The 18243-nt window shown below is 35.4% G+C and carries 21 protein-coding genes; 11 read left to right on the forward strand and 10 right to left on the reverse strand.

Going from position 1 to position 18243, the window contains the following annotated elements; translation table 11 throughout:
• Nucleotides 1-4 precede the first annotated feature (4 nt).
• From ACHRV3_RS17085 to ACHRV3_RS17095, 3 genes are all read right to left on the reverse strand, one after another.
• Nucleotides 5-997, reverse strand: coding sequence for an alpha/beta hydrolase (locus ACHRV3_RS17085; RefSeq protein WP_395435424.1), 993 nt, complete (start codon nt 995-997; stop codon nt 5-7).
• A gap of 77 nt (nt 998-1074) precedes the next feature.
• Entirely contained in the window at nt 1075-2175 is a 1101-nt protein-coding gene (locus tag ACHRV3_RS17090) for a helix-turn-helix domain-containing protein (RefSeq protein WP_395435423.1), read from the reverse strand.
• Nucleotides 2176-2268: 93 nt separating this feature from the next.
• Nucleotides 2269-2820 carry a CvpA family protein gene (locus ACHRV3_RS17095; RefSeq protein WP_047776637.1) on the reverse strand — a complete coding sequence of 184 codons (552 nt, stop codon included), beginning with the start codon at nt 2818-2820 and terminating at the stop codon, nt 2269-2271.
• Nucleotides 2821-3155: 335 nt separating this feature from the next.
• Here ACHRV3_RS17095 and ACHRV3_RS17100 point away from each other — a divergent pair, with 335 nt between their 5' ends.
• From ACHRV3_RS17100 to ACHRV3_RS17110, 3 genes are all read left to right on the forward strand, one after another.
• Nucleotides 3156-3512 (forward strand): hypothetical protein, encoded by a 357-nt coding sequence (locus ACHRV3_RS17100; protein WP_047776641.1) that lies wholly within the window; start codon nt 3156-3158, stop codon nt 3510-3512.
• A 110-nt stretch (nt 3513-3622) separates the two neighbouring features.
• Nucleotides 3623-4642: a phenylalanine--tRNA ligase subunit alpha gene (gene pheS, locus ACHRV3_RS17105; protein ID WP_047776842.1), complete on the forward strand. Its 1020-nt coding sequence runs from the start codon at nt 3623-3625 to the stop codon at nt 4640-4642.
• Nucleotides 4643-4764: 122 nt separating this feature from the next.
• Nucleotides 4765-5172: a hypothetical protein gene (locus ACHRV3_RS17110; protein WP_047776642.1), complete on the forward strand. Its 408-nt coding sequence runs from the start codon at nt 4765-4767 to the stop codon at nt 5170-5172.
• Between the two features lie 124 nt (nt 5173-5296).
• Here the strand turns inward: ACHRV3_RS17110 and ACHRV3_RS17115 are convergent, their stop codons facing one another.
• The 3 genes from ACHRV3_RS17115 to ACHRV3_RS17125 all read right to left on the reverse strand — a co-directional run bounded on the left by ACHRV3_RS17115 (nt 5297) and on the right by ACHRV3_RS17125 (nt 9044).
• On the reverse strand, nt 5297-6292 hold the full coding sequence (locus ACHRV3_RS17115) for an NAD(P)H-dependent glycerol-3-phosphate dehydrogenase (protein ID WP_047776644.1): 996 nt from the start codon (nt 6290-6292) through the stop codon (nt 5297-5299).
• Between the two features lie 359 nt (nt 6293-6651).
• Complete coding sequence (locus ACHRV3_RS17120) at nt 6652-7809, reverse strand: iron-containing alcohol dehydrogenase (RefSeq protein ID WP_395435422.1); 1158 nt, start codon at nt 7807-7809, stop codon at nt 6652-6654.
• Nucleotides 7810-8273: 464 nt separating this feature from the next.
• The gene (locus ACHRV3_RS17125; protein ID WP_395435421.1) at nt 8274-9044 is read right to left on the reverse strand and encodes a type 1 glutamine amidotransferase domain-containing protein; all 771 of its coding nucleotides are present in this window, start codon (nt 9042-9044) and stop codon (nt 8274-8276) included.
• Nucleotides 9045-9130: 86 nt separating this feature from the next.
• Between ACHRV3_RS17125 and ACHRV3_RS17130 the strand changes: the two genes are divergently transcribed.
• The 8 genes from ACHRV3_RS17130 (at nt 9131) to ACHRV3_RS17165 (ending at nt 15394) form a co-directional block, all read left to right on the forward strand.
• Nucleotides 9131-10027 carry a LysR family transcriptional regulator gene (locus tag ACHRV3_RS17130; RefSeq protein ID WP_395435420.1) on the forward strand — a complete coding sequence of 299 codons (897 nt, stop codon included), beginning with the start codon at nt 9131-9133 and terminating at the stop codon, nt 10025-10027.
• A gap of 220 nt (nt 10028-10247) precedes the next feature.
• A complete protein-coding gene (locus tag ACHRV3_RS17135) occupies nt 10248-10940 on the forward strand; it encodes an NUDIX hydrolase (protein WP_395435419.1) in 693 nt (230 codons plus the stop codon).
• 73 nt (nt 10941-11013) lie between these two features.
• Nucleotides 11014-11847 (forward strand): ribose-phosphate diphosphokinase, encoded by an 834-nt coding sequence (gene prs, locus ACHRV3_RS17140; protein WP_395435418.1) that lies wholly within the window; start codon nt 11014-11016, stop codon nt 11845-11847.
• Nucleotides 11844-12380: an NADAR family protein gene (locus ACHRV3_RS17145; RefSeq protein WP_395435417.1), complete on the forward strand. Its 537-nt coding sequence runs from the start codon at nt 11844-11846 to the stop codon at nt 12378-12380. The genes prs and ACHRV3_RS17145 overlap by 4 nt, the downstream gene beginning before the upstream one ends.
• Nucleotides 12381-12388: 8 nt before the next feature.
• Entirely contained in the window at nt 12389-12808 is a 420-nt protein-coding gene (locus ACHRV3_RS17150) for an ADP-ribosylation/crystallin J1 (protein ID WP_395435416.1), read from the forward strand.
• The gene (locus ACHRV3_RS17155) at nt 12801-13343 is read left to right on the forward strand and encodes an RNA 2'-phosphotransferase (protein WP_395435415.1); all 543 of its coding nucleotides are present in this window, start codon (nt 12801-12803) and stop codon (nt 13341-13343) included. Before ACHRV3_RS17150 ends, ACHRV3_RS17155 begins: the two co-directional genes overlap by 8 nt.
• A 65-nt stretch (nt 13344-13408) precedes the next feature.
• Nucleotides 13409-14875: a nicotinate phosphoribosyltransferase gene (locus ACHRV3_RS17160; protein WP_395435414.1), complete on the forward strand. Its 1467-nt coding sequence runs from the start codon at nt 13409-13411 to the stop codon at nt 14873-14875.
• A 159-nt stretch (nt 14876-15034) separates the two neighbouring features.
• Nucleotides 15035-15394: a PKD domain-containing protein gene (locus ACHRV3_RS17165; protein ID WP_395435413.1), complete on the forward strand. Its 360-nt coding sequence runs from the start codon at nt 15035-15037 to the stop codon at nt 15392-15394.
• Between the two features lie 6 nt (nt 15395-15400).
• Here the strand turns inward: ACHRV3_RS17165 and nadD are convergent, their stop codons facing one another.
• From nadD to ACHRV3_RS17185, 4 genes are all read right to left on the reverse strand, one after another.
• Nucleotides 15401-15982 carry a nicotinate (nicotinamide) nucleotide adenylyltransferase gene (gene nadD / locus ACHRV3_RS17170; protein ID WP_047776667.1) on the reverse strand — a complete coding sequence of 194 codons (582 nt, stop codon included), beginning with the start codon at nt 15980-15982 and terminating at the stop codon, nt 15401-15403.
• A gap of 107 nt (nt 15983-16089) precedes the next feature.
• Nucleotides 16090-16662 carry a guanylate kinase gene (gene gmk / locus ACHRV3_RS17175; RefSeq protein WP_047776669.1) on the reverse strand — a complete coding sequence of 191 codons (573 nt, stop codon included), beginning with the start codon at nt 16660-16662 and terminating at the stop codon, nt 16090-16092.
• A 97-nt stretch (nt 16663-16759) separates the two neighbouring features.
• On the reverse strand, nt 16760-17620 hold the full coding sequence (locus ACHRV3_RS17180) for a YicC/YloC family endoribonuclease (RefSeq protein WP_047776670.1): 861 nt from the start codon (nt 17618-17620) through the stop codon (nt 16760-16762).
• 217 nt (nt 17621-17837) lie between these two features.
• Nucleotides 17838-18188, reverse strand: coding sequence for an arsenate reductase family protein (locus ACHRV3_RS17185; RefSeq protein ID WP_395435412.1), 351 nt, complete (start codon nt 18186-18188; stop codon nt 17838-17840).
• Nucleotides 18189-18243: the final 55 nt, after the last annotated feature.

Raw genomic sequence — 18243 nt, forward strand, 5'->3', positions numbered from 1 at the left:
GTGACTAGTTTAAAGCGTTTAAATAATTCAATACTAAAGGATGTACCTTTTCCCATTTAAAGTAGATCATCTCATGACCCGTATCTTTTACTTCGGATACGGTTGCGGTATTAAAGAAAGCAGCTTCTTTTTGCGCAAAACCAAAACCGTAAGATTGATTAAGTTCTCCGTATAAAAACAGGACCGGAGGCTGGTATTGTTTGAGATTTGTAGTGAAATCAAAACCGTCATTTTCAGAAATATCTGAAAAACTTTCTAAAACAGTAGTTCCGATTCGCCAAAAGGGTGATGGGCTGGGAATGCCTTCTTTATTGCCTTTGGCGTATGAAAAACTGGTGGAAATACCGAATTTGTAATCGAGTATTTCGTGTTGGTTTTCTTTGCCGGATAAGAACTGATCGAGGTAAAATAAATTGTTTGTTGCTTCAGAAAATAAATCCATTTTTCGACTCATTTCGCCATAATCATCCAGTAGTTTTTTAGTAAGTCCGCCTGGCTCCGCCAGTATTACACCATCGATCCGATCGGGATAAGAATTTACATAAGCCGCGGCAAGCATCGCGCCCCACGAATGTCCGAATAAGAAAATTTTCTGATCAGGACTGGTTCGGTAATATTGGATAACCGCAGTAAGATCATCTAAAACCAATTGTATAGAATAGCTTTTTTTATCCTGTCTTTTCGATAATCCGGAACCTCTTTGGTCATAGAATACTACATAATAACCATCGTCGGCAAGTTGTTTGGTGTTAAGACCATTTCTGTAATCAGAGCCCGGTCCGCCGTGTAAAAAAATAAGAATCGGATCGTTGGGATTTCCAAAAGTCTCGGCATGTAATTGTGTTCCATTAATAAAAATGGAGGGAAGAGTGGGATCCTGATCAACGGTTTTTGGAACCAGATTTCCGGGGTCATTAATATAATTTTCCTGTTCGCAGCCTAAAAAAAGAAAAAGAGAAACGGCTAATGTGAGGGAATAAATTACGGTACTTTTCATGGCATAATTTTTTAAATTTCTGCAAAGATGTGCCGTATGACGCTGCGGGTCGCCCCAACTTGTAAGGTGGTTCTATTTTATTTTAAATAGGCTGAAGGAGAAAGCCCGGTTGCTTTTTTGAAATTGCGATTGAATGCCGTCTTAGAATTAAACCCACATTCGAAAGCCAAAGACAGGAAAGTGTATTTTTGATTTTCGGGTAATTGAATCAGATTTTTGAATTCTTCAACACGCTGACAGTTGATGTAATCGTAGAAATTTTTTTGCTCAACAGAATTGATGACTTGCGAAAGAATGTTGGGGTGTACATTTAGCGTTTGGGACAATTCGGTTAAAGTTAAATCAGGATTTTTATACTGTTTTTCCTCCCGCATAATGGTCGTTAGCTTCTGATGAATGGATTGAAGTTCAATAACACTTAAACCTGATTTTTCATATTTAATTTTTTCCAGTTGATTTTCCGTTGTCTCAGTTTCAATAGTAGCGTTTTCTGCAGGGTTGTTTACTGCTAAAGGCTGATTGGTGAAAATTCCAACTTGTTTGATTCCAAAATAACCAATAAAGAAAAGATAAAAGACAACGACGGAAAAAATGTACCGATCGTTAGAGAAAATGACAACAAGCCAAATAAAACTGGAACCTAAAATGAGATAACGCAGCCACGCCAAATTGATTTTTTCCGTAAAGGAGAATTGATTGGTGATGTTTTTTCGGTGTTTTGAAAGTTCTTTTAAGCAAAACAAGGCATAGGTAATTCCCGAAAGTAAGATTGAAGCATATAAAATTGTGATCAAATCTTCATAACCTTTTCCTCCATTTCTAAAAATGCTGATCTTTTTTTCAAACGGCAAATTGAAAAAAGGAGTCAGAACCAGAAACGCAATCAGAAAGGGGATGAAATGTAAAAAAGCATATTTTCTTTTCTGATTTGGATTGGTCAAAGCCGTAGTATACCAATATAAAAAGGGACCCTGAACCAAAGGCATAGGAAGTTCAAGCCCTAATAAAAAAGGGAATTTGATGTAATGGTCGTTAAAATGCAGGTAAAATAAAGACAAATGAAAACCGGTAAAAAACAACCAAAGCGCCAGAATCTTGTCCGGATTGCTTTTGTTTTTTTTGCTAATCAGAATAAAAACCAAAAAAGCAGTAATTATGATGCCTGCCAAATACAACATATTCTAATAGGTTTTAGTTAGATCCCATGTTGGAAATAGTAGGCAAGATAATTTATTTCTGTCAGATATCTGAGGTAGAAGTGTTTCTGAAAATTATTCTTTTTCAGATTCCGTTGAAGGCTTTTCCTGATTGCCTTCTTTGTGGTTTTCTTTAAAAGTCTCGTACCATTTTTCAATTGATGGATAGACAAAGGCCGCTACTTTTTTAATCGGGTTGTAAAAAATAGATTGATCTAAAGTTTCTTTTTTTGCAAAAGTGTTGTTGAAGTTTACTTTTTCAAAAAGAGCGATAACGATACTTACGATAAGAATGGTTTTTAGAATTCTAAAAAAACCACCACCCAACTTATTGACTAATCCCAGTTGAGCAAAATCAGCAATTCCGGTTAAGAATTTGGCCAATAAATAGACACCTACCACTACTAAAATGAAAGTCAGAATAAAAGCGGTAACTTGAATATTAGTGGGATTCCAGCTTACATGTTTGGCAATCATATCTCTCATTAGAGAAGAGAATTTCATAGCTAAATAAATTCCCAACAATAAAGAAATGAAAGAAGCAATTTCTACAAAAAGTCCATTTTTAATACCCTTGTATAAACTAAAAGCCAAAAGGGCTCCCAAAATAATATCTAAAAAACTCATATTCGTGTTTGTGATTAATGAAGGCGCAAATATAAAAGAATAATGGAGGTATTGTGAAGGTTTTTTTTAAAGTGAAAGGTTAGAGGTGAAGAGTAGAATTTGTATAATCAAAAATCGGCAATCAAAAATCGGCAATCAAAAATGTACAGTCTAAAATGTACAATCAAAAATCTGCAATCAAAATTCTACAATCTAAAATCAAAATTCTACAACCTGAAGTCTACAATCTACCTATCTTTGCATTTCTAGTTTTAGAGTTCAGATGGCGGAGTTTAGATTTAAAATCTTACGTTTAACAAAAATCTGAAGTCTAAAATCTAAAATCATAAATAGATATGTCCAGAGATACACAATTAAAAGAGCGTTGGGAGAAGCTCGTCGATATACTTTCAAATCAATTTTCGCAAGGCGAAGATTTGGATTTAGATTCCATTATTTATCTAATCGGAGTTCAGGAACTTGGAAAAGTACACCGTGAATTCAAGAAAGATGAAAAATTAAATTTGATGCATATTGCCATTTGCAGATTATTGGAGCCTTATGGTTTCTATGAATTTGAATTTTTTGATGATGAAGGCTGGCCTCATTACCGCGTGAAAGAAGAATTACCGTCACTAAAGGCGGGCGAACAATCGGTTTTAATGAAAGAAGCGATTGTAAATTACTTTTTAGAAAGAAAACTTATTGAATAGTTTTTAGCCGCAGTCACAGTTTTCCGCTAATTGTATTCTTAAAACTGTGATTGTTACTGTTAACTTTCAACTAAAATGACTAAATTTGTTCCCTCAATTATAGAATGGAAATGATAGATAAGATAAAAGAGTATATCGGCGAAGCAGAAGCCTTTTCGACAGAAAACGCTGCAGAGCTGGAAGCATTCCGTATTAAATTCTTAGGAAAAAAGGGAGTTTTAAACGACTTTTTTGCTGAATTTAAAAACGTGCCAAACGACCAAAAGAAAGAATTCGGACAAGTTATTAATGGATTAAAAACAGCTGCTGAAGATAAAGTAAAAGCAATTGTGGAATCATTAGAAAGCAAAGAAGAAGCTAAAGGTGTTTTTGGCGATTTAACGCGTGCGGCAGAACCGGTGATTATTGGTTCACGTCACCCGATTTCGATTGTTAAAAATCAGATTATTGATATTTTTGCGAATATAGGTTTTAACGTTTCTGAAGGCCCGGAAATCGAAGATGACTGGCATAACTTTACGGCTTTAAACCTACCGGAATACCATCCGGCACGTGATATGCAGGATACCTTTTTCATTCAGACTAATCCTGATGTGTTGTTGCGTACCCATACGTCATCTGTTCAGGTGCGTTATATGGAAAATCACAAACCGCCAATCCGTACGATTTCTCCGGGGCGTGTTTTCCGTAACGAAGCAATTTCATCACGTTCACACTGTATTTTTCACCAGGTGGAAGGATTGTATATTGACAAAAACGTTTCTTTTGCAGATCTAAAACAAACCCTATTGTATTTCACAAAAGAGATGTTTGGAAAGTCAAAAATTCGCTTGCGTCCGTCGTACTTCCCATTTACAGAACCTAGTGCCGAGATCGATATCTATTGGGGTTTAAAAACCGAAACAGATTATCGTATCACCAAAGGAACCGGTTGGTTGGAAATTGGAGGATGTGGAATGGTGGATCCTAATGTTCTTAAAAACTGTGACATCAATCCTGATGAATACAACGGTTTTGCATTCGGAATGGGAGTAGAGCGTATTGCCATGTTGTTGTATCAAATTGGCGATATCCGTATGTTCTATGAGAATGATGTTCGTTTCTTGGAGCAATTTAAATCAAACATATAATTAAAAATTGTAGGTTTTAGGTGCAGCTTAATTTTTGCAATTCTAAAATCTTTAATTAAAAATACAATAAACCTTTGTCAGAGTTTTACGCTTTGACAAAGGTTTTAAAGCTTTTAATAAAAATGAAAAAAGATATAACAATCCCGGAAGTAGAAAACGTATTTCTTGCTGCCGTTCAGGAATGGAGCGATGATTTTATGGAAAAAGTCTGGTACGCTTATTTGGTAAACGACAGTGACTTTAATCTGGATAGTGTTATGGTAGTCTCCAAAGCATTTGGAACTATCGAAGGTGAAATGAAAAAGACCTCAGTTTTACGCCACGCTTTTGTTGAGGTTCCCGCTGTTTCTGTAGTGAAAATCGAAATGATTGAAAAAAGTCTTTTGGTTTTAAACAACGAATTCATGGTGACTTTCTTTATCGGAAACACATTATACGATAAGAAATTCATTTTCAAATCCAATCTGATCAATGAAAACGATACGGAGGAAGTGCCGATTTTATTTGTTGAAGGGGTTATGGTGAAGTAGGGTTTTTAGTCTTCAGTCTCAGTTTACAGTCTTCAGTCCCAATTTTCAGGGAAAAATATAAAAAAAAAGAGTCAGAAATAAGCATTATTTCTGACTCTTTTTTTTATGCGACTGCGACTGCGACTTAATCCAAAGACTCCGTTAGTTTCTTAAAAACCGACTTAGCATCTTTTCCTTCATATAATACGGCATAAACAGCGTCTATAATTGGTGTTTTGGCACCGTAACCCTGATTTAGTTTGTAAGCACTTTTGGTGGCGTAATAACCTTCTGCTACCATGCTCATTTCCATCATGGCACTTTTTACCGTGTATCCTTTTCCGATCATATTTCCGAACATTCTGTTTCTCGAGAAAACAGAGTATCCTGTAACTAATAAATCTCCTAAATAGGCAGAGTCATTGATGTTACGTTTCATTTTGTGTACTTTTCGAATGAATTTTTTCATTTCGCGGATTCCGTTACTCATCATAACCGATTGGAAATTATCACCGTAACCAAGACCGTGTGCAATTCCGGCAGCAATAGCGTAAATGTTTTTAAGCATTGCAGCATATTCTGTTCCGATAATGTCGTCTGAGATTTTGGCTTTGATATAGTTTCCGGAAAGATATGTAGCCACGTTTTTAGCTTTGTCCGGGTCTCCACAGGCAATAGTTAAGTACGAAAGTCTTTCTAATGCTACTTCTTCAGCATGACAAGGACCGGTAATAACACCAATATTGTAATAAGGAATGTCGTATTGAATGTGGAAATGTTCTCCAACAATTAAACTGGTTTCCGGAACAATACCTTTAATAGCAGAAAAAATAATTTTATCAGCCAGAGAAACGGTAAGATTTTTAAGTTCCGCATCCAAGAAAGCTGATGGAATTGCAAAAATTATATAATCTGCGTAAGCAACCGCTTCATTTATATTATTGGTTAATTTAAGTTTTTGGGTATCAAATTCAACCGAACTTAAATAATTTGGATTGTGTTTGTATTTTTGAATGTGCTCTATAGCAGCATCATTACGCATGTACCACGAAATTTCAGAAAGATTTACGCAAAGCATCTTCACAATTGCTGTAGCCCAACTTCCTCCTCCAATTACGGCAAACTTTAAATTTTCGCTCATTATTTTAATAATTTAAAGCAAAAGTACTTAATAAAGTAGTAATAATACAAAATCTGATTTAAGAAATTTAAAGTGACGCTTGTAAGCACAATGGTTTTCAGGTAGTTTGGAATAATTCTAAAAATATTTTAACAGTCAGACAATAAAATTGTAATCCGTACGTTGTAAGTATTTATAAATTAGAATTTTAATGAGTTTAGCACAAATTGAGTTAGTTAGTTTTGTTTTAGTATTTTGAAAAGGCGTTCCTAAATTACTTAAGAACGCCTTTTTTTGTTTGTAGTATTTAGTGTCAGTTCTCGGTCTCAGTCAAAAACTGCGATTCAATTTTACTGACTACTGCGACTGAAAACCGCAAACTAATAACTCATCTCCACAATAGATTTAACCTTATCCAGCGTGATCAATTGTTTTTCACCTAAACCTTTCCAACCTCTTTCATCAAAACGGTTTACAATGAAATCAGCGGTTTTATCATAATCGTTGGTGTATTGTGACAGTTTGGTATCCATTCCCATAGTATGAAAGAACGCTACTGTATGATTAATCGCTTCTTTAGCCACTTCGTCATCAGTACCGCTTAAATTAAAAATACGTCTTCCGTATTGTGCCAGTTTTTCTTTTTTGGTGTCAAACATTACATGGTACAGACTTGGACCAATAATCGCTAAAGTTCTGGCATGATCGATACCATACAAAGCGGTTAATTCGTGACCAATCATATGCGTAGCCCAATCAGAAGGAACTCCTTTTTGAATCAAGCCGTTTAAAGCCATGGTACAGCTCCACATAAAGTTGGAAGCCAAAGCATAATCGGTTGGATTCTCTACCACTTTTGGACCAACTTCAATTAAAGTCTGCAAAATTCCCTCTGCAATTCGGTCTTGCAAATAACCTTCGTGTGGGTAGGTCAGGTATTGCTCCATAACGTGAGTGTAAGCATCTACCACACCGTTTTGCAATTGTCTTTTTGGTAAAGAAGCAATAACAGTCGGATCACAAATAGAAAATTTCGGGAATAAAGCACTTCCGCCAAAAGCCAGTTTCTCCTGTGTGGATTGAATCGTTACTACAGCTCCTGAATTCATTTCGCTTCCCGTTGCCGGTAAAGTTAGAACGGTTCCAAATGGTACCGCGTTTTCTTTTATTAAAAGGCGTTTTTGTAAAATATCAATCGGATTTCCGTCGAAGTTCACTGCGGCCGAAATGAATTTTACCCCATCAATCACAGAACCGCCCCCAACGGCAAGTATGAAATCTATTTTCTCCGCTTTAATAACGTCAACCGCTTTCATTAAAGTTTCAAAATGTGGATTGGGTTCTATTCCGCCAAATTCTACGATTTGAAAACCTTTTAAATTCTGGAGTACCTGTTCGTGAATTCCGTTTTTAAAGATACTTCCCCCTCCGTAAGCCAAAAGAATTTTAGCGTCTTTTGGAACTAAGGTTGAAAGTTTTTCTATTTGTCCTTTTCCGAAGATCAAATTCGTCGGATTGTATAATTCAAAGTTTAACATAGTGTTTTTTTTTAAAGATACTGAGGTGCTAAGTTGCTGAGATGCTAAGTTTTTTTTAATGTAAATTTTAGCTAATCAGATTCTTAATGTCTTTTTTTGCTTTTCAGTATTGTGTTGTTTTAATAATTTTCGGATCGTTAATTTAGAGAGGCGAGTGTCTAAGTTTTTAAATAGGCTAAATCTTAGAGACTCAGCCACTCAGAACCTTAGTACCTCTTCCTTACTTCTTAACGTTTAATTGTTGCAATAATTTTCCGGCTATTAATTTTAATAATTTCGGGTTATTAATTTAAAGGAAGTAAATGTCTAAGTTTTTTAAGATAAGAATCTCAGCAACTTAGCCGCTCAGACTCTTAGCCTCTTTTCTTATTTCTCAGGGTTTAGTTATTTTGGTATTAAGTGTCTAAGTTTTTAAAAAGACTAAATCTTAGAGACTTAGCCACTCAGAACCTTAGCACCTCCTCTTACTTCTTAACGTTTAATTGTTCTAATAATTTTCCAGCTACCAATTTAGACGAAGCGGGATTTTGACCTGTAATCAAAAGACCGTCTTCTACTGCATACGGTTGCCAGTTTCCTGCTTTCGAAAATTTTGCTCCGTTTTGTGTTAAAGCATCTTCCAATAGAAAAGGAACTACTTTCGACAGGCCAACTGCAGCTTCTTCTTCATTGGTAAAACCCGTCACTTTTTTACCTTTTACCAGATATTGCCCTTTTACTTTTACGTTTTTCAAAACGGCCGGAGCATGACAAACAAATGCGACTGGTTTTTTATGCGTATAAAAAGACTCGATTAAAGCAATAGAACTTTTGTCCTCCACCAAATCCCACAGTGGACCATGACCTCCCGGATAAAATACAGCATCGTAATCTGCCTGATTTATCGTGGAAAGTTTATGCGTCTTTTTTAATTTTTCCTGTAAAACCTTGTCAGCGTCAAATCTCTTGGTGTCTTCTGTTGCCGAAGCCGGATCTGCACTTTTCGGATCAATTGGGGGTTGGCCTCCAAGAGGAGAAGCAATTGTAATTTCAATACCCTTGTCCAGTAATTCATAATAAGGCGCGGCAAATTCTTCTGACCAGAATCCGGTTTTTTCTCCGGTGTTTCCTAGTTTATCATTGCTGGTGACAACAAACAGCACTTTTTTTGTTCCTTTTTTATTTGATTTTTGAGCTGTAACAGAAAGACTGCCAGCCGTGATTGCTATAATCGCGAGTAAAACTATTTTTTTCATAATGTCTGATTTTTAAACAAATTTAGTGCTTTAGTGATATCAGTAAAAATAAAATAAACTATGTTTGTTATAAATATATTTATATCATGGTCAATCTCGAATGGTACAGAACTTTTAAATCGGTCTATAAAAACGGTAGTTTTTCCGTTGCGGCAAGAGAGTTGTTTATGAGTCAGCCTGCCGTAAGTCAGCAGATGTCAATGTTGGAAGCGCATGTGGGTAATAAATTATTCAACAGAAAATCAAAAGGAGTAGAGCCGACCGAATACGCTAAGTTACTTAATAATTTAATTATTGATGCGCTCGATCGTTTAGAAAATGTGGAAAGCGGTTTTAGAGCTAAAGCACAGGATTCTAAAAGATTAGTTTCCGTAGGTATTTCGAAAAATTTGTACAGTAGTTTAGGGAGTATTTTGATTTCTAAGTTTGATTTTATTGATTTTACTTTTGCCGATAATGATTCTCTTTTTGCTCTTATAGATGCTAAAAAGCTTGATTTTGCGATTGTGACCAAACGTTATGATACGTTTGATACGGTTCAGGAAATTGTAGGTCAGATAAAATTGGTCATGGTGACTTCTATAAATGAAGAAATCCAGGAGTTTAATCAAAAAGTGCAATCTCAAAATTTCACTGAAGTAGAACATTGGCTAAATGATCAGAAATGGTACAGTCACGAAGCAAGGATTCCGCATATAAAAATATTCTGGTTGCATGCTTTCAATAAAAAAAGGCCGTCAATGGTTCCTAATTATATTATTCCGTCAGAATATCAAATGTTAGAAACACTTTCGAGAAACTCTGGTGTTGCTATTACGTGGAGTTGTAATGCCAAACAGTTTATTCAGGACCAAAAGTTGCAGTTGTTGTGGGAAAGCGATCGATTGCCTGAAGTAGATGTATTTCTGTTAACTGCTAAAAACAATAATTTAAATTCGCTCTTTGAGATTGTCTCTGCAGAATTGAAGGCAGTTTTGCGATAATGATAGTTAAATTTCTCATTTATACAACTGTCAAACTGAGCGAAGTCGAGGTGTCACCCTGAGCGAAGTCGAAGGCTGTTTAAGTTAGAGAGAGCTTCGACTTCGCTCAGCCTGACATAGGGGGAAGTGTGGGTCTGGGCTTTGTGAAAAACTACTTTTTTAATCTCTCGTCGATTACCTAAAATAATTTGTATCTATATTTGTGTAAATTATACGCATTATGTCAGCAAATCAAAATATCCGGGTTGCAGTAGACGCAATTGTTTTTGGCTATCAAAACAATCAATTGTATGTGCTTTTAATCGAGCAAAAGTTTGGATCCAGTGAGTCGTATTGGGCTTTTCCGGGAGGATTAGTGCAAAATGAGGAATCTCTGCAAGCTGCGGTTAAAAGAGAGTTGAAAGAAGAAACCAATGTTGCTGTAAATTATTTAGAGCAGTTATTTACATTTGGTGATGACGTTCTTCGGGATCCCAGAAATCGGGTAATCTCCATTGCTTATTTTGCTTTGGTAGATCCTTCCAAGCTAATAATCAAAGCCGACTCTGATGCGGAAAAAGTGCAATGGTGTAAGGTAGAAGAAGTTCCTGCATTGGCTTTTGACCACAATCTGATTCTGAAAAAAGCAATAGAAAGAGTAAAAGCAAAACTCACCTACGAACCAATTGGTTTTGATTTACTACCCAATGAGTTTCTGTTTTCTGAACTCGAAAATCTGTATTGTACGATTTTAGAGAAGGAAATTGACCGTAGAAATTTTAGAAAAAAAATCCTGAGCTACGGAATTATAGAAGAAACCGCTAATTTTTCACCCGTTAAAACAGGAAGACCTGCAAAATTATTTAGGTTTAATGCTCATAAATACAATGCTTTAGTGAAAGAAGGGTTTCACTTTGAAATTAAGTTTGCGTAATTTTTACACAAAATAATTGTTCAATAAAATATTAAATGTATATTTGCGTATAATTAACGCAAACTAAGAAATTATGATACTTAACCTAGACCCAAATTTCAGACCGTTTAATGGTCAAAAAGAAATAGAATTTAAAAGTTTTACCTTTTCAGGAGGAGAACCACACATCAAGATTAATCCTGATTTTGATGTTAAAGAAGAAATCACCATTACACATCGTTTAAATTCATTCAATGATTTAGGATTATTGTGTCTTACCGTAGACGCTTTAAGACGAATGGATGTGAAAATCATAAACCTCTTCATTCCGTATTTTCCTGCGGCGAGACAAGACAGAGTAATGATCAAAGGCGAGCCACTGTCTGTAAAAGTGTATGCTGATATTATTAATGCAATGCAACTAGAGAAAGTTTTTGTGTTCGACGCGCATTCTGAAGTTACTCCGGCATTGGTGAACAACTGTGAAGTGATTCCGAATCATACCTTTATTCAAACGGTTATTAAAAGTATCGGTAATGACGTAAAACTCATTTCTCCGGACGGAGGAGCTTTAAAGAAAATCTATAAAGTTTCTGAATTTTTAGGTGGTGTTGAGGTAGTAGAATGCAGTAAAAGCCGTGATGTGAAAACAGGAAGATTGTCTGGCTTTAAAGTATATGAAGACGATTTACAAGGAAAAGATTGTTTAATTGTAGATGATATTTGTGACGGTGGCGGAACATTTGTTGGTCTTGCCGAAGAATTAAAAAACAAAAACGCCGGAAAATTATACTTAGCAGTCAGCCACGGGATTTTTAATAAAGGTTTTGAAGTTTTAGATTGCTTCGAAAAAATATTCACAACCAATTCTTTTAGAGATTTTGAGGATAAAAGAGTTGAGGTTGTAGATTTAAAAGAATTGATATGAAATATACTATAGATCAATTGATAACAGAAAAAAAAGCGAATAAATACCTCTTTTTCTGGGGACATCAGCCGAATAAAGACGGAAGTATTTCTAAAACCTGCTTCAGTCAATGGTGGTTAAGTTCTTTTGAAGTTGATAACATAACGTATAAAACAGCCGAGCACTGGATGATGGCCAAAAAAGCAGAATTGTTTAATGATACTGCTGTTTTAGAAAAAATAATTCGTGCTAATTCTCCGGCTGAAGCAAAGAAATTAGGTAGAGAAGTTAAAAATTATGTAGATGCAGTTTGGTTAGAAAACAGATATGAAATTGTTCGACTGGGGAATTTTTATAAGTTCAGTCAGAATAAAGAGTTGAAAGAATTTTTAAGCAACACCAAAGACAGAATTTTGGTAGAAGCAAGTCCCGTTGATCCCATTTGGGGAATCGGAATGGCAGCAGATCATAAGGAAGTTAATAATCCTGAGAAGTGGAAAGGTTTAAATCTTTTAGGTTTTGCTTTGATGGAAGTTAGAGATGAATTGAAATAAGTAGGACTATGGAAATAACACGATTGTATCGTCCGGTAGGATTGAGAGAAATGGAATTAATTGCAGAGACCGGTTATACTGAGTTTCCGCCTAGATTAGATTGGCAGCCTATTTTTTATCCCGTTACGAATCAACAATATGCAGAACAAATTGCCTTTGAATGGAATACTGTAGATGAGTTCTCCGGATTTATCGGGATCGTTACAGCTTTTGAAGTAAAGACTGCTTTCTTAGAAAAATATGAAGTTCAGAATGTGGGCGATAAAAGTCATAATGAACTTTGGGTTCCTTCTGAGGATTTAATGGAGTTTAATGCCAATATATGTAATGGAATAGAATTGGTAAATGTTTTTTTTACAGAGCGATCTTTTATAAGTAGTAATGCAGAATTAAAAAATAAATTAGATAGTTTTAGAAATCATGGATGAAAAAATCATAAAAGGAATAAGCAAGTTTCTGAGTTTTGTTCTCCGACATTCACCGGAAACGATTGATTTAAAATTAGATGAAAATGGCTGGGCAAATGTTGATGAATTGATTCCTCAGTCTAATAAACATAAAGTGCCACTAGATTTTGACTTGCTTCAGGTTGTGGTAGCAACCAATGATAAAAAACGTTTTATTTTCAATGAAGACAAAACAAAAATAAGAGCCAGCCAAGGACATTCTATAAACGTTGAGTTGAATTTGAATGAGGTTGTACCAGAGGGTTTTTTATATCACGGAACTATAGCAGCCAGTATAGATAGCATTAAAGAAACAGGTTTGCAGAAAATGAGTCGTCAGCACGTACATCTCAGCAAAGACAAAGAGACGGCAATTAAAGTTGGAGGAAGAAGAGGAAAGCCTGTCATTTTAACTGTAGATGCCGAAAGAATGCAATTAGAGGGATTCAAATTTTATCTTTCGGAAAACGGTGTTTGGTTAACGGATGAAGTTCCTGCAAGATATATTGAGTTTTAAGTGATGTAGTTAAAGAGTTATACTCAAACGAAAAAAATTAAAGTTATAAATTAAAATAATAAACCATGAACCCATTATTACTAACTGATGGTTACAAAGTAGACCACAGAAGACAATATCCCGATGGAACAACAGTCGTGTATTCTAACTGGACGCCAAGAAAATCAAGAATTGAAGGTATTGAAGAAGTTGTGTTTTTCGGATTGCAATATTTCATTAAAAAATATATTATTCAGGACTTCGAATTGCATTTTTTCAAACAACCCAAAGAAGAAGTGGTTAGAAAATATGAAAGAAGAATCAATAATTACTTAGGCGAAAATTTAGTTGGAACCAAACATATCGAAGATTTACACGATTTAGGATATATTCCGATGGTTTTTAAAGCGTTGCCGGAAGGAGCAAGTGTGCCAATTCGTGTACCAATGTTCACGATGTACAACACGCTTCCGGAGTTTTTCTGGTTGACCAATTATTTCGAAACCTTGCTTTCAGCTGTAGTTTGGTTACCATGTAATTCGGCAACAATTGCTAAAGAGTACCGAAAAGTTTTAGACAAATATGCTCAGGAAACTTCATCAGTTCCCGAATTTGTAGATTGGCAGGCACATGATTTCTCTATGCGTGGAATGGGAGGTATTGAAGCTTCTTTAACATCTTCTGCAGGACATTTGTTGAGTTTTACTGGTTCTGATACGATTCCCGCTATTGATTTTATGGAAGAGTACTACAATGCTGATTCAGATAAGGAGTTAATTGCCGGTTCGGTTGCTGCGACAGAACATTCGGTAATGTGCATGGGAACTACGGAAGGGGAGTATGAAACTTTCAAAAGACTAATTTCTGAAGTCTATCCAAAAGGGATTGTTTCAATCGTTTCTGATACTTGGGATTTATGGAAAGTACTAACAGATTATTTACCTCGATTAAAAGAGGAAATAGTTTCGAGAGAAGGCAAAGTGGTGATTCGTCCAGACAGTGGTGATCCGGTAGATATTATCTGTGGAAATCCAAATGGAAAAACAGTACAAGAAAAGAAAGGAGTTATAGAATTGCTTTGGGAGGTGTTCGGCGGCAGTACAAACGATAAAGGCTTTAAAGAATTAGTACCGCAAATTGGTGCAATCTACGGAGACAGTATTACCGTAGCCAGAGCAACTCAAATCTGTGAGCGATTAAAAGTAAAAGGATTTGCTTCTACCAATATTGTTCTCGGAATCGGTTCTTTTACTTACCAATACAATACAAGAGATACTTTTGGTTTTGCAATGAAGGCGACTTACGGAGAAGTAAACGGAGAAGGAAGAGCCATCTTCAAAGATCCAATTACGGATGACGGAACTAAAAAGTCGGCCAAAGGATTAATGAAAATTGATTTAGTAGACGGTGTGTATAAGCTAACCGATAATGTTTCCTGGGAAGAAGAACGAAAAGGAGAGCTTAAAGAAGTTTTTAGAGATGGAAAACTACTAATAGATCAATCGCTTGCTGAAATCAGGAATAATGTCAAAAAAGAGCTGACAACAGTATAAAACACAGAAGCTCGAATGTAAATCGCATTCGGGCTTTTTACATATATGATTTTATCGTTATCAGTTATGATTTTCTTTAAAAAATCTTGAAGAGCAATTCTAATTTTATTTTCTATAGGTATTAAATAACTAAATAGTAATTAAAATCTTTAAAAAAAAATGAAATTGAAATCTCTTATCGTAGTAGTTGCAATTGTTTTTCTTGGTTTTTGCTGTAGTAAAAAGGATACAGAAAAAATAATTGATTGTGTTGAAGAATCTATACTTGTTCATATAACAGACAGTAAGGACGCCACTAACAAAAAGAAAGTTAACTTTACTGTGGATTATGGCGGGACTTATACCTTTAGTTATGTGAAATGGGATTTTGGAGATGGAACGTTTCAGGAGGTTACCGCTAAAACAATTTCACACATTTACAGTACAGCAGGAACTTTTGCCGTAAAAGGAACTGTTACCATCAAAGACGGGAAGAGAACTTGTACCTCCTCGCCAACAAGAAACGTAATCGTTGAATAATATGGGTTACTTCTTGTAAAAATTATTATGATCAATATATTCCCAAACTTTTGGAGGTAAAAGCGGTTGAATGTTTTTGCCTTCTTTAATGTTGTTGCGAATAAAAGTGGACGATATTTCCACAATCGGCGCATCAATAATATGGATTTTCGGATGTGATTTTAGTTCGATATTTTCCTCTTCAGCTGATATGCGTGGATATACATAAATGTCATAATTGGCCAGTAGTACTTCATAGTTTTTCCATTTATGAAGTGTTTTTAAGTTGTCCTCACCCATAATCAAAGAAAATTCATGGTTGGGATATTTTTCATGTAAATGCACCAAGGTGTTAACCGTATAACTAGGCTGAGGGAGTTTAAACTCAATATCAGAAGGTTTTATTTTCGGAAAATCTTCGGTAGCCAGATAAACCATTTCTAAACGCTGTTGATCGTCCAGTAATGTTGATTTCTTTTTTAACGGATTGTGAGGAGTCACCACCATCCAAATCTGATCTAAATCAGCAAACTCCGCCATGTGATTGGCAATGATCAGATGACCAACATGAATAGGGTTATAAGTTCCGAAATAAAGGCCTATTTTCATAAATAGTTTGTTTCACAGAGATTCGCAAAATTTTCACAAAGATTCACAAAGCAATTTATAAATTTTTTGTGAAGCTCTTTTTTGCTTTGTGAATCTTTGTGTAATAATTATTTGTTTACAAAATCTTTAACCAATTGATGCGCTTCTTCTAAAGCTACTGGTAAATCATAGTTTTTGATAATCACATCAAATTGTGGAGCAGTAGCCAGTTCTACAGATGCTTTTGCGATTCGCATATTGATTTTGTCATCGCTTTCGGTAGAACGTTGTTTTAAGCGGCGTTTTAATTCGTCAACGCTTGGAGGTTTTACAAAAACAGCCAGTGTTTGCTCCGGAAATTTATGTTTGATACGCAATCCGCCTGCAACATCGATGTCGAAAATAACATTTTTACCCAAAGCCCAAATACGTTCGATTTCAGATTTCAAAGTACCGTAAAAATTGTCACGGTATACTTCTTCCCATTCCAGGAAATCTTCGGCTTTAATGTGTTTTTTGAATTCTTCTAACGAAATAAAATAATAATCTTTTCCGTTAATTTCTTCTCCACGCGGGTCGCGTGAAGCTGCTGAGATGGAGAATTCTAAATTTAAATCTTCCTTCCCAAGTAAATGTCTAACTATAGTTGTTTTTCCTGATCCTGAAGGTGCCGAAAAAACAATTAACTTTCCTTTATTCATTATATATGCTTTAGGCTTTAGGCAGTACGCTTTAAGCTTTTTATTGATGTCATTATTTGCCTATGGCTTAAAGCTTAAGGCATAAAGCACGGGGCTTTTACAAAACATTCAAAACCTGTTCTTTAATCTTTTCCAGTTCGTCTTTCATCATCACGACCAGTTTTTGCATTTGAGCGTGATTGGACTTAGATCCCATAGTATTGATTTCACGGCCCATTTCCTGTGTAATAAAGCCTAATTTTCTACCATTGGCTTCTGTGCCTTTTATCGTCTCTAAAAAGTAGTCTAAATGATTCGTCAAACGTACTTTCTCTTCCGTGATGTCTAATTTCTCTAAATAATAGATTAATTCTTGTTCAAAACGGTTTTCATCTACATTTACTTTCAATTCAGAAATAGCCGTTTGTAAACGGTCTTTTATGGCCTGAACACGTTCCGGATCAAGAGCCAATGCATCATTCATGTATTGACGAATGTTTCCGATTCTAAGATTGAATTCTTTTTCAAGAGATTCACCCTCGTCTCTTCTGAAATTTAAGATGTTCTGAAGTGCATCTTCAATGATAACCTGAATCTGCTCCCAATCATTTTCATCAATTTCCTCACGCTCCGTTTTTAAAGTGTCCGGCATACGAATAGCCATTTTCATTAATTCCGTTTCATCAGCATCAGGGTAAACTTCTTGTAGTTGGGCGATATAGTTTCTAACAACAGGAACATTTACTTTAGTCGAAGTTTGTTCCGCAGTACTTTCGATGTAAATTGCGAAATCAATTTTTCCTCTTTCAAGTTTAGTAGAAATAAAAGTTCGTAAGCCTAATTCCATTTCGCGGTAAAGCGAGGGCATTCTTACGTTTAAATCTAAACCTTTACTGTTTAAGGATTTTACTTCGACGGTAATTTTTTTTGTAGGCAATTGCAAAGAAGCTTTGCCAAACCCTGTCATAGATTGTATCATATAATTGAGTGTAAAGGCGCAAAGATAATTAAAAGTTTGCAGTCTTGAGTTGCAAATCGTTAATCTGTTGCCTACAACAGATTTTACAATTTTTTACCACGAATTTCACGAATGTGAACGATTCAATGTTAGAAAAGATCGAATTTCATAAATTCCGGGCGGGTTTTATTTGTGAAATTCGTGGGTAAGTTTTGTGAAGGTTGTTTTTGACGTGCTTTTATTCCAAAGCTTTCATCACCTGCAAGATATTTTGCTGGGTGTTGCCGACATAAATTTTACCATCTATAATAAAAACCGGGCGGCTTATGAAAGTATAATGCTCGAGGATGTATTTTTTAAAATCGGCTTCGGTCAATGCTTTGTTTTTCAAATCCATCGATTTGTACAGCTGTGCTTTTTTACTGAACAAAGCTTCGTAACTCCCCGAAAGCTGATACATTTCGTCTAATTCTGCTTCGGTTATCGGATTTTGCTTGATGTCGTGAAAAACCAAATTGTTGTCTTTAGGTAAGTTTTTGATGATTTTTCTGCAAGTATCGCAAGAAGCCAGGTAATATATTTTGTTCATGATTTCTAATTTTAATTGAGTACAAAGAAAATTCATTTGAAATATAAAAATGCCT

It is taken from the genome of Flavobacterium sp. FlaQc-49 (assembly GCF_044005985.1).
In the GTDB taxonomy this organism is placed as follows: domain Bacteria; phylum Bacteroidota; class Bacteroidia; order Flavobacteriales; family Flavobacteriaceae; genus Flavobacterium; species Flavobacterium cupriresistens.

Bases quoted from the DNA above. Each gene is read 5' to 3' on its own strand.
- ACHRV3_RS17085 (WP_395435424.1), bottom strand. From the start codon at position 997: ATGAAAAGTACCGTAATTTATTCCCTCACATTAGCCGTTTCTCTTTTT.
- ACHRV3_RS17090 (WP_395435423.1), bottom strand. From the start codon at position 2,175: ATGTTGTATTTGGCAGGCATCATAATTACTGCTTTTTTGGTTTTTATT.
- ACHRV3_RS17095 (WP_047776637.1), bottom strand. From the start codon at position 2,820: ATGAGTTTTTTAGATATTATTTTGGGAGCCCTTTTGGCTTTTAGTTTA.
- ACHRV3_RS17100 (WP_047776641.1), top strand. From the start codon at position 3,156: ATGTCCAGAGATACACAATTAAAAGAGCGTTGGGAGAAGCTCGTCGAT.
- pheS (WP_047776842.1), top strand. From the start codon at position 3,623: ATGATAGATAAGATAAAAGAGTATATCGGCGAAGCAGAAGCCTTTTCG.
- ACHRV3_RS17110 (WP_047776642.1), top strand. From the start codon at position 4,765: ATGAAAAAAGATATAACAATCCCGGAAGTAGAAAACGTATTTCTTGCT.
- ACHRV3_RS17115 (WP_047776644.1), bottom strand. From the start codon at position 6,292: ATGAGCGAAAATTTAAAGTTTGCCGTAATTGGAGGAGGAAGTTGGGCT.
- ACHRV3_RS17120 (WP_395435422.1), bottom strand. From the start codon at position 7,809: ATGTTAAACTTTGAATTATACAATCCGACGAATTTGATCTTCGGAAAA.
- ACHRV3_RS17125 (WP_395435421.1), bottom strand. From the start codon at position 9,044: ATGAAAAAAATAGTTTTACTCGCGATTATAGCAATCACGGCTGGCAGT.
- ACHRV3_RS17130 (WP_395435420.1), top strand. From the start codon at position 9,131: ATGGTCAATCTCGAATGGTACAGAACTTTTAAATCGGTCTATAAAAAC.
- ACHRV3_RS17135 (WP_395435419.1), top strand. From the start codon at position 10,248: ATGTCAGCAAATCAAAATATCCGGGTTGCAGTAGACGCAATTGTTTTT.
- prs (WP_395435418.1), top strand. From the start codon at position 11,014: ATGATACTTAACCTAGACCCAAATTTCAGACCGTTTAATGGTCAAAAA.
- ACHRV3_RS17145 (WP_395435417.1), top strand. From the start codon at position 11,844: ATGAAATATACTATAGATCAATTGATAACAGAAAAAAAAGCGAATAAA.
- ACHRV3_RS17150 (WP_395435416.1), top strand. From the start codon at position 12,389: ATGGAAATAACACGATTGTATCGTCCGGTAGGATTGAGAGAAATGGAA.
- ACHRV3_RS17155 (WP_395435415.1), top strand. From the start codon at position 12,801: ATGGATGAAAAAATCATAAAAGGAATAAGCAAGTTTCTGAGTTTTGTT.
- ACHRV3_RS17160 (WP_395435414.1), top strand. From the start codon at position 13,409: ATGAACCCATTATTACTAACTGATGGTTACAAAGTAGACCACAGAAGA.
- ACHRV3_RS17165 (WP_395435413.1), top strand. From the start codon at position 15,035: ATGAAATTGAAATCTCTTATCGTAGTAGTTGCAATTGTTTTTCTTGGT.
- nadD (WP_047776667.1), bottom strand. From the start codon at position 15,982: ATGAAAATAGGCCTTTATTTCGGAACTTATAACCCTATTCATGTTGGT.
- gmk (WP_047776669.1), bottom strand. From the start codon at position 16,662: ATGAATAAAGGAAAGTTAATTGTTTTTTCGGCACCTTCAGGATCAGGA.
- ACHRV3_RS17180 (WP_047776670.1), bottom strand. From the start codon at position 17,620: ATGATACAATCTATGACAGGGTTTGGCAAAGCTTCTTTGCAATTGCCT.
- ACHRV3_RS17185 (WP_395435412.1), bottom strand. From the start codon at position 18,188: ATGAACAAAATATATTACCTGGCTTCTTGCGATACTTGCAGAAAAATC.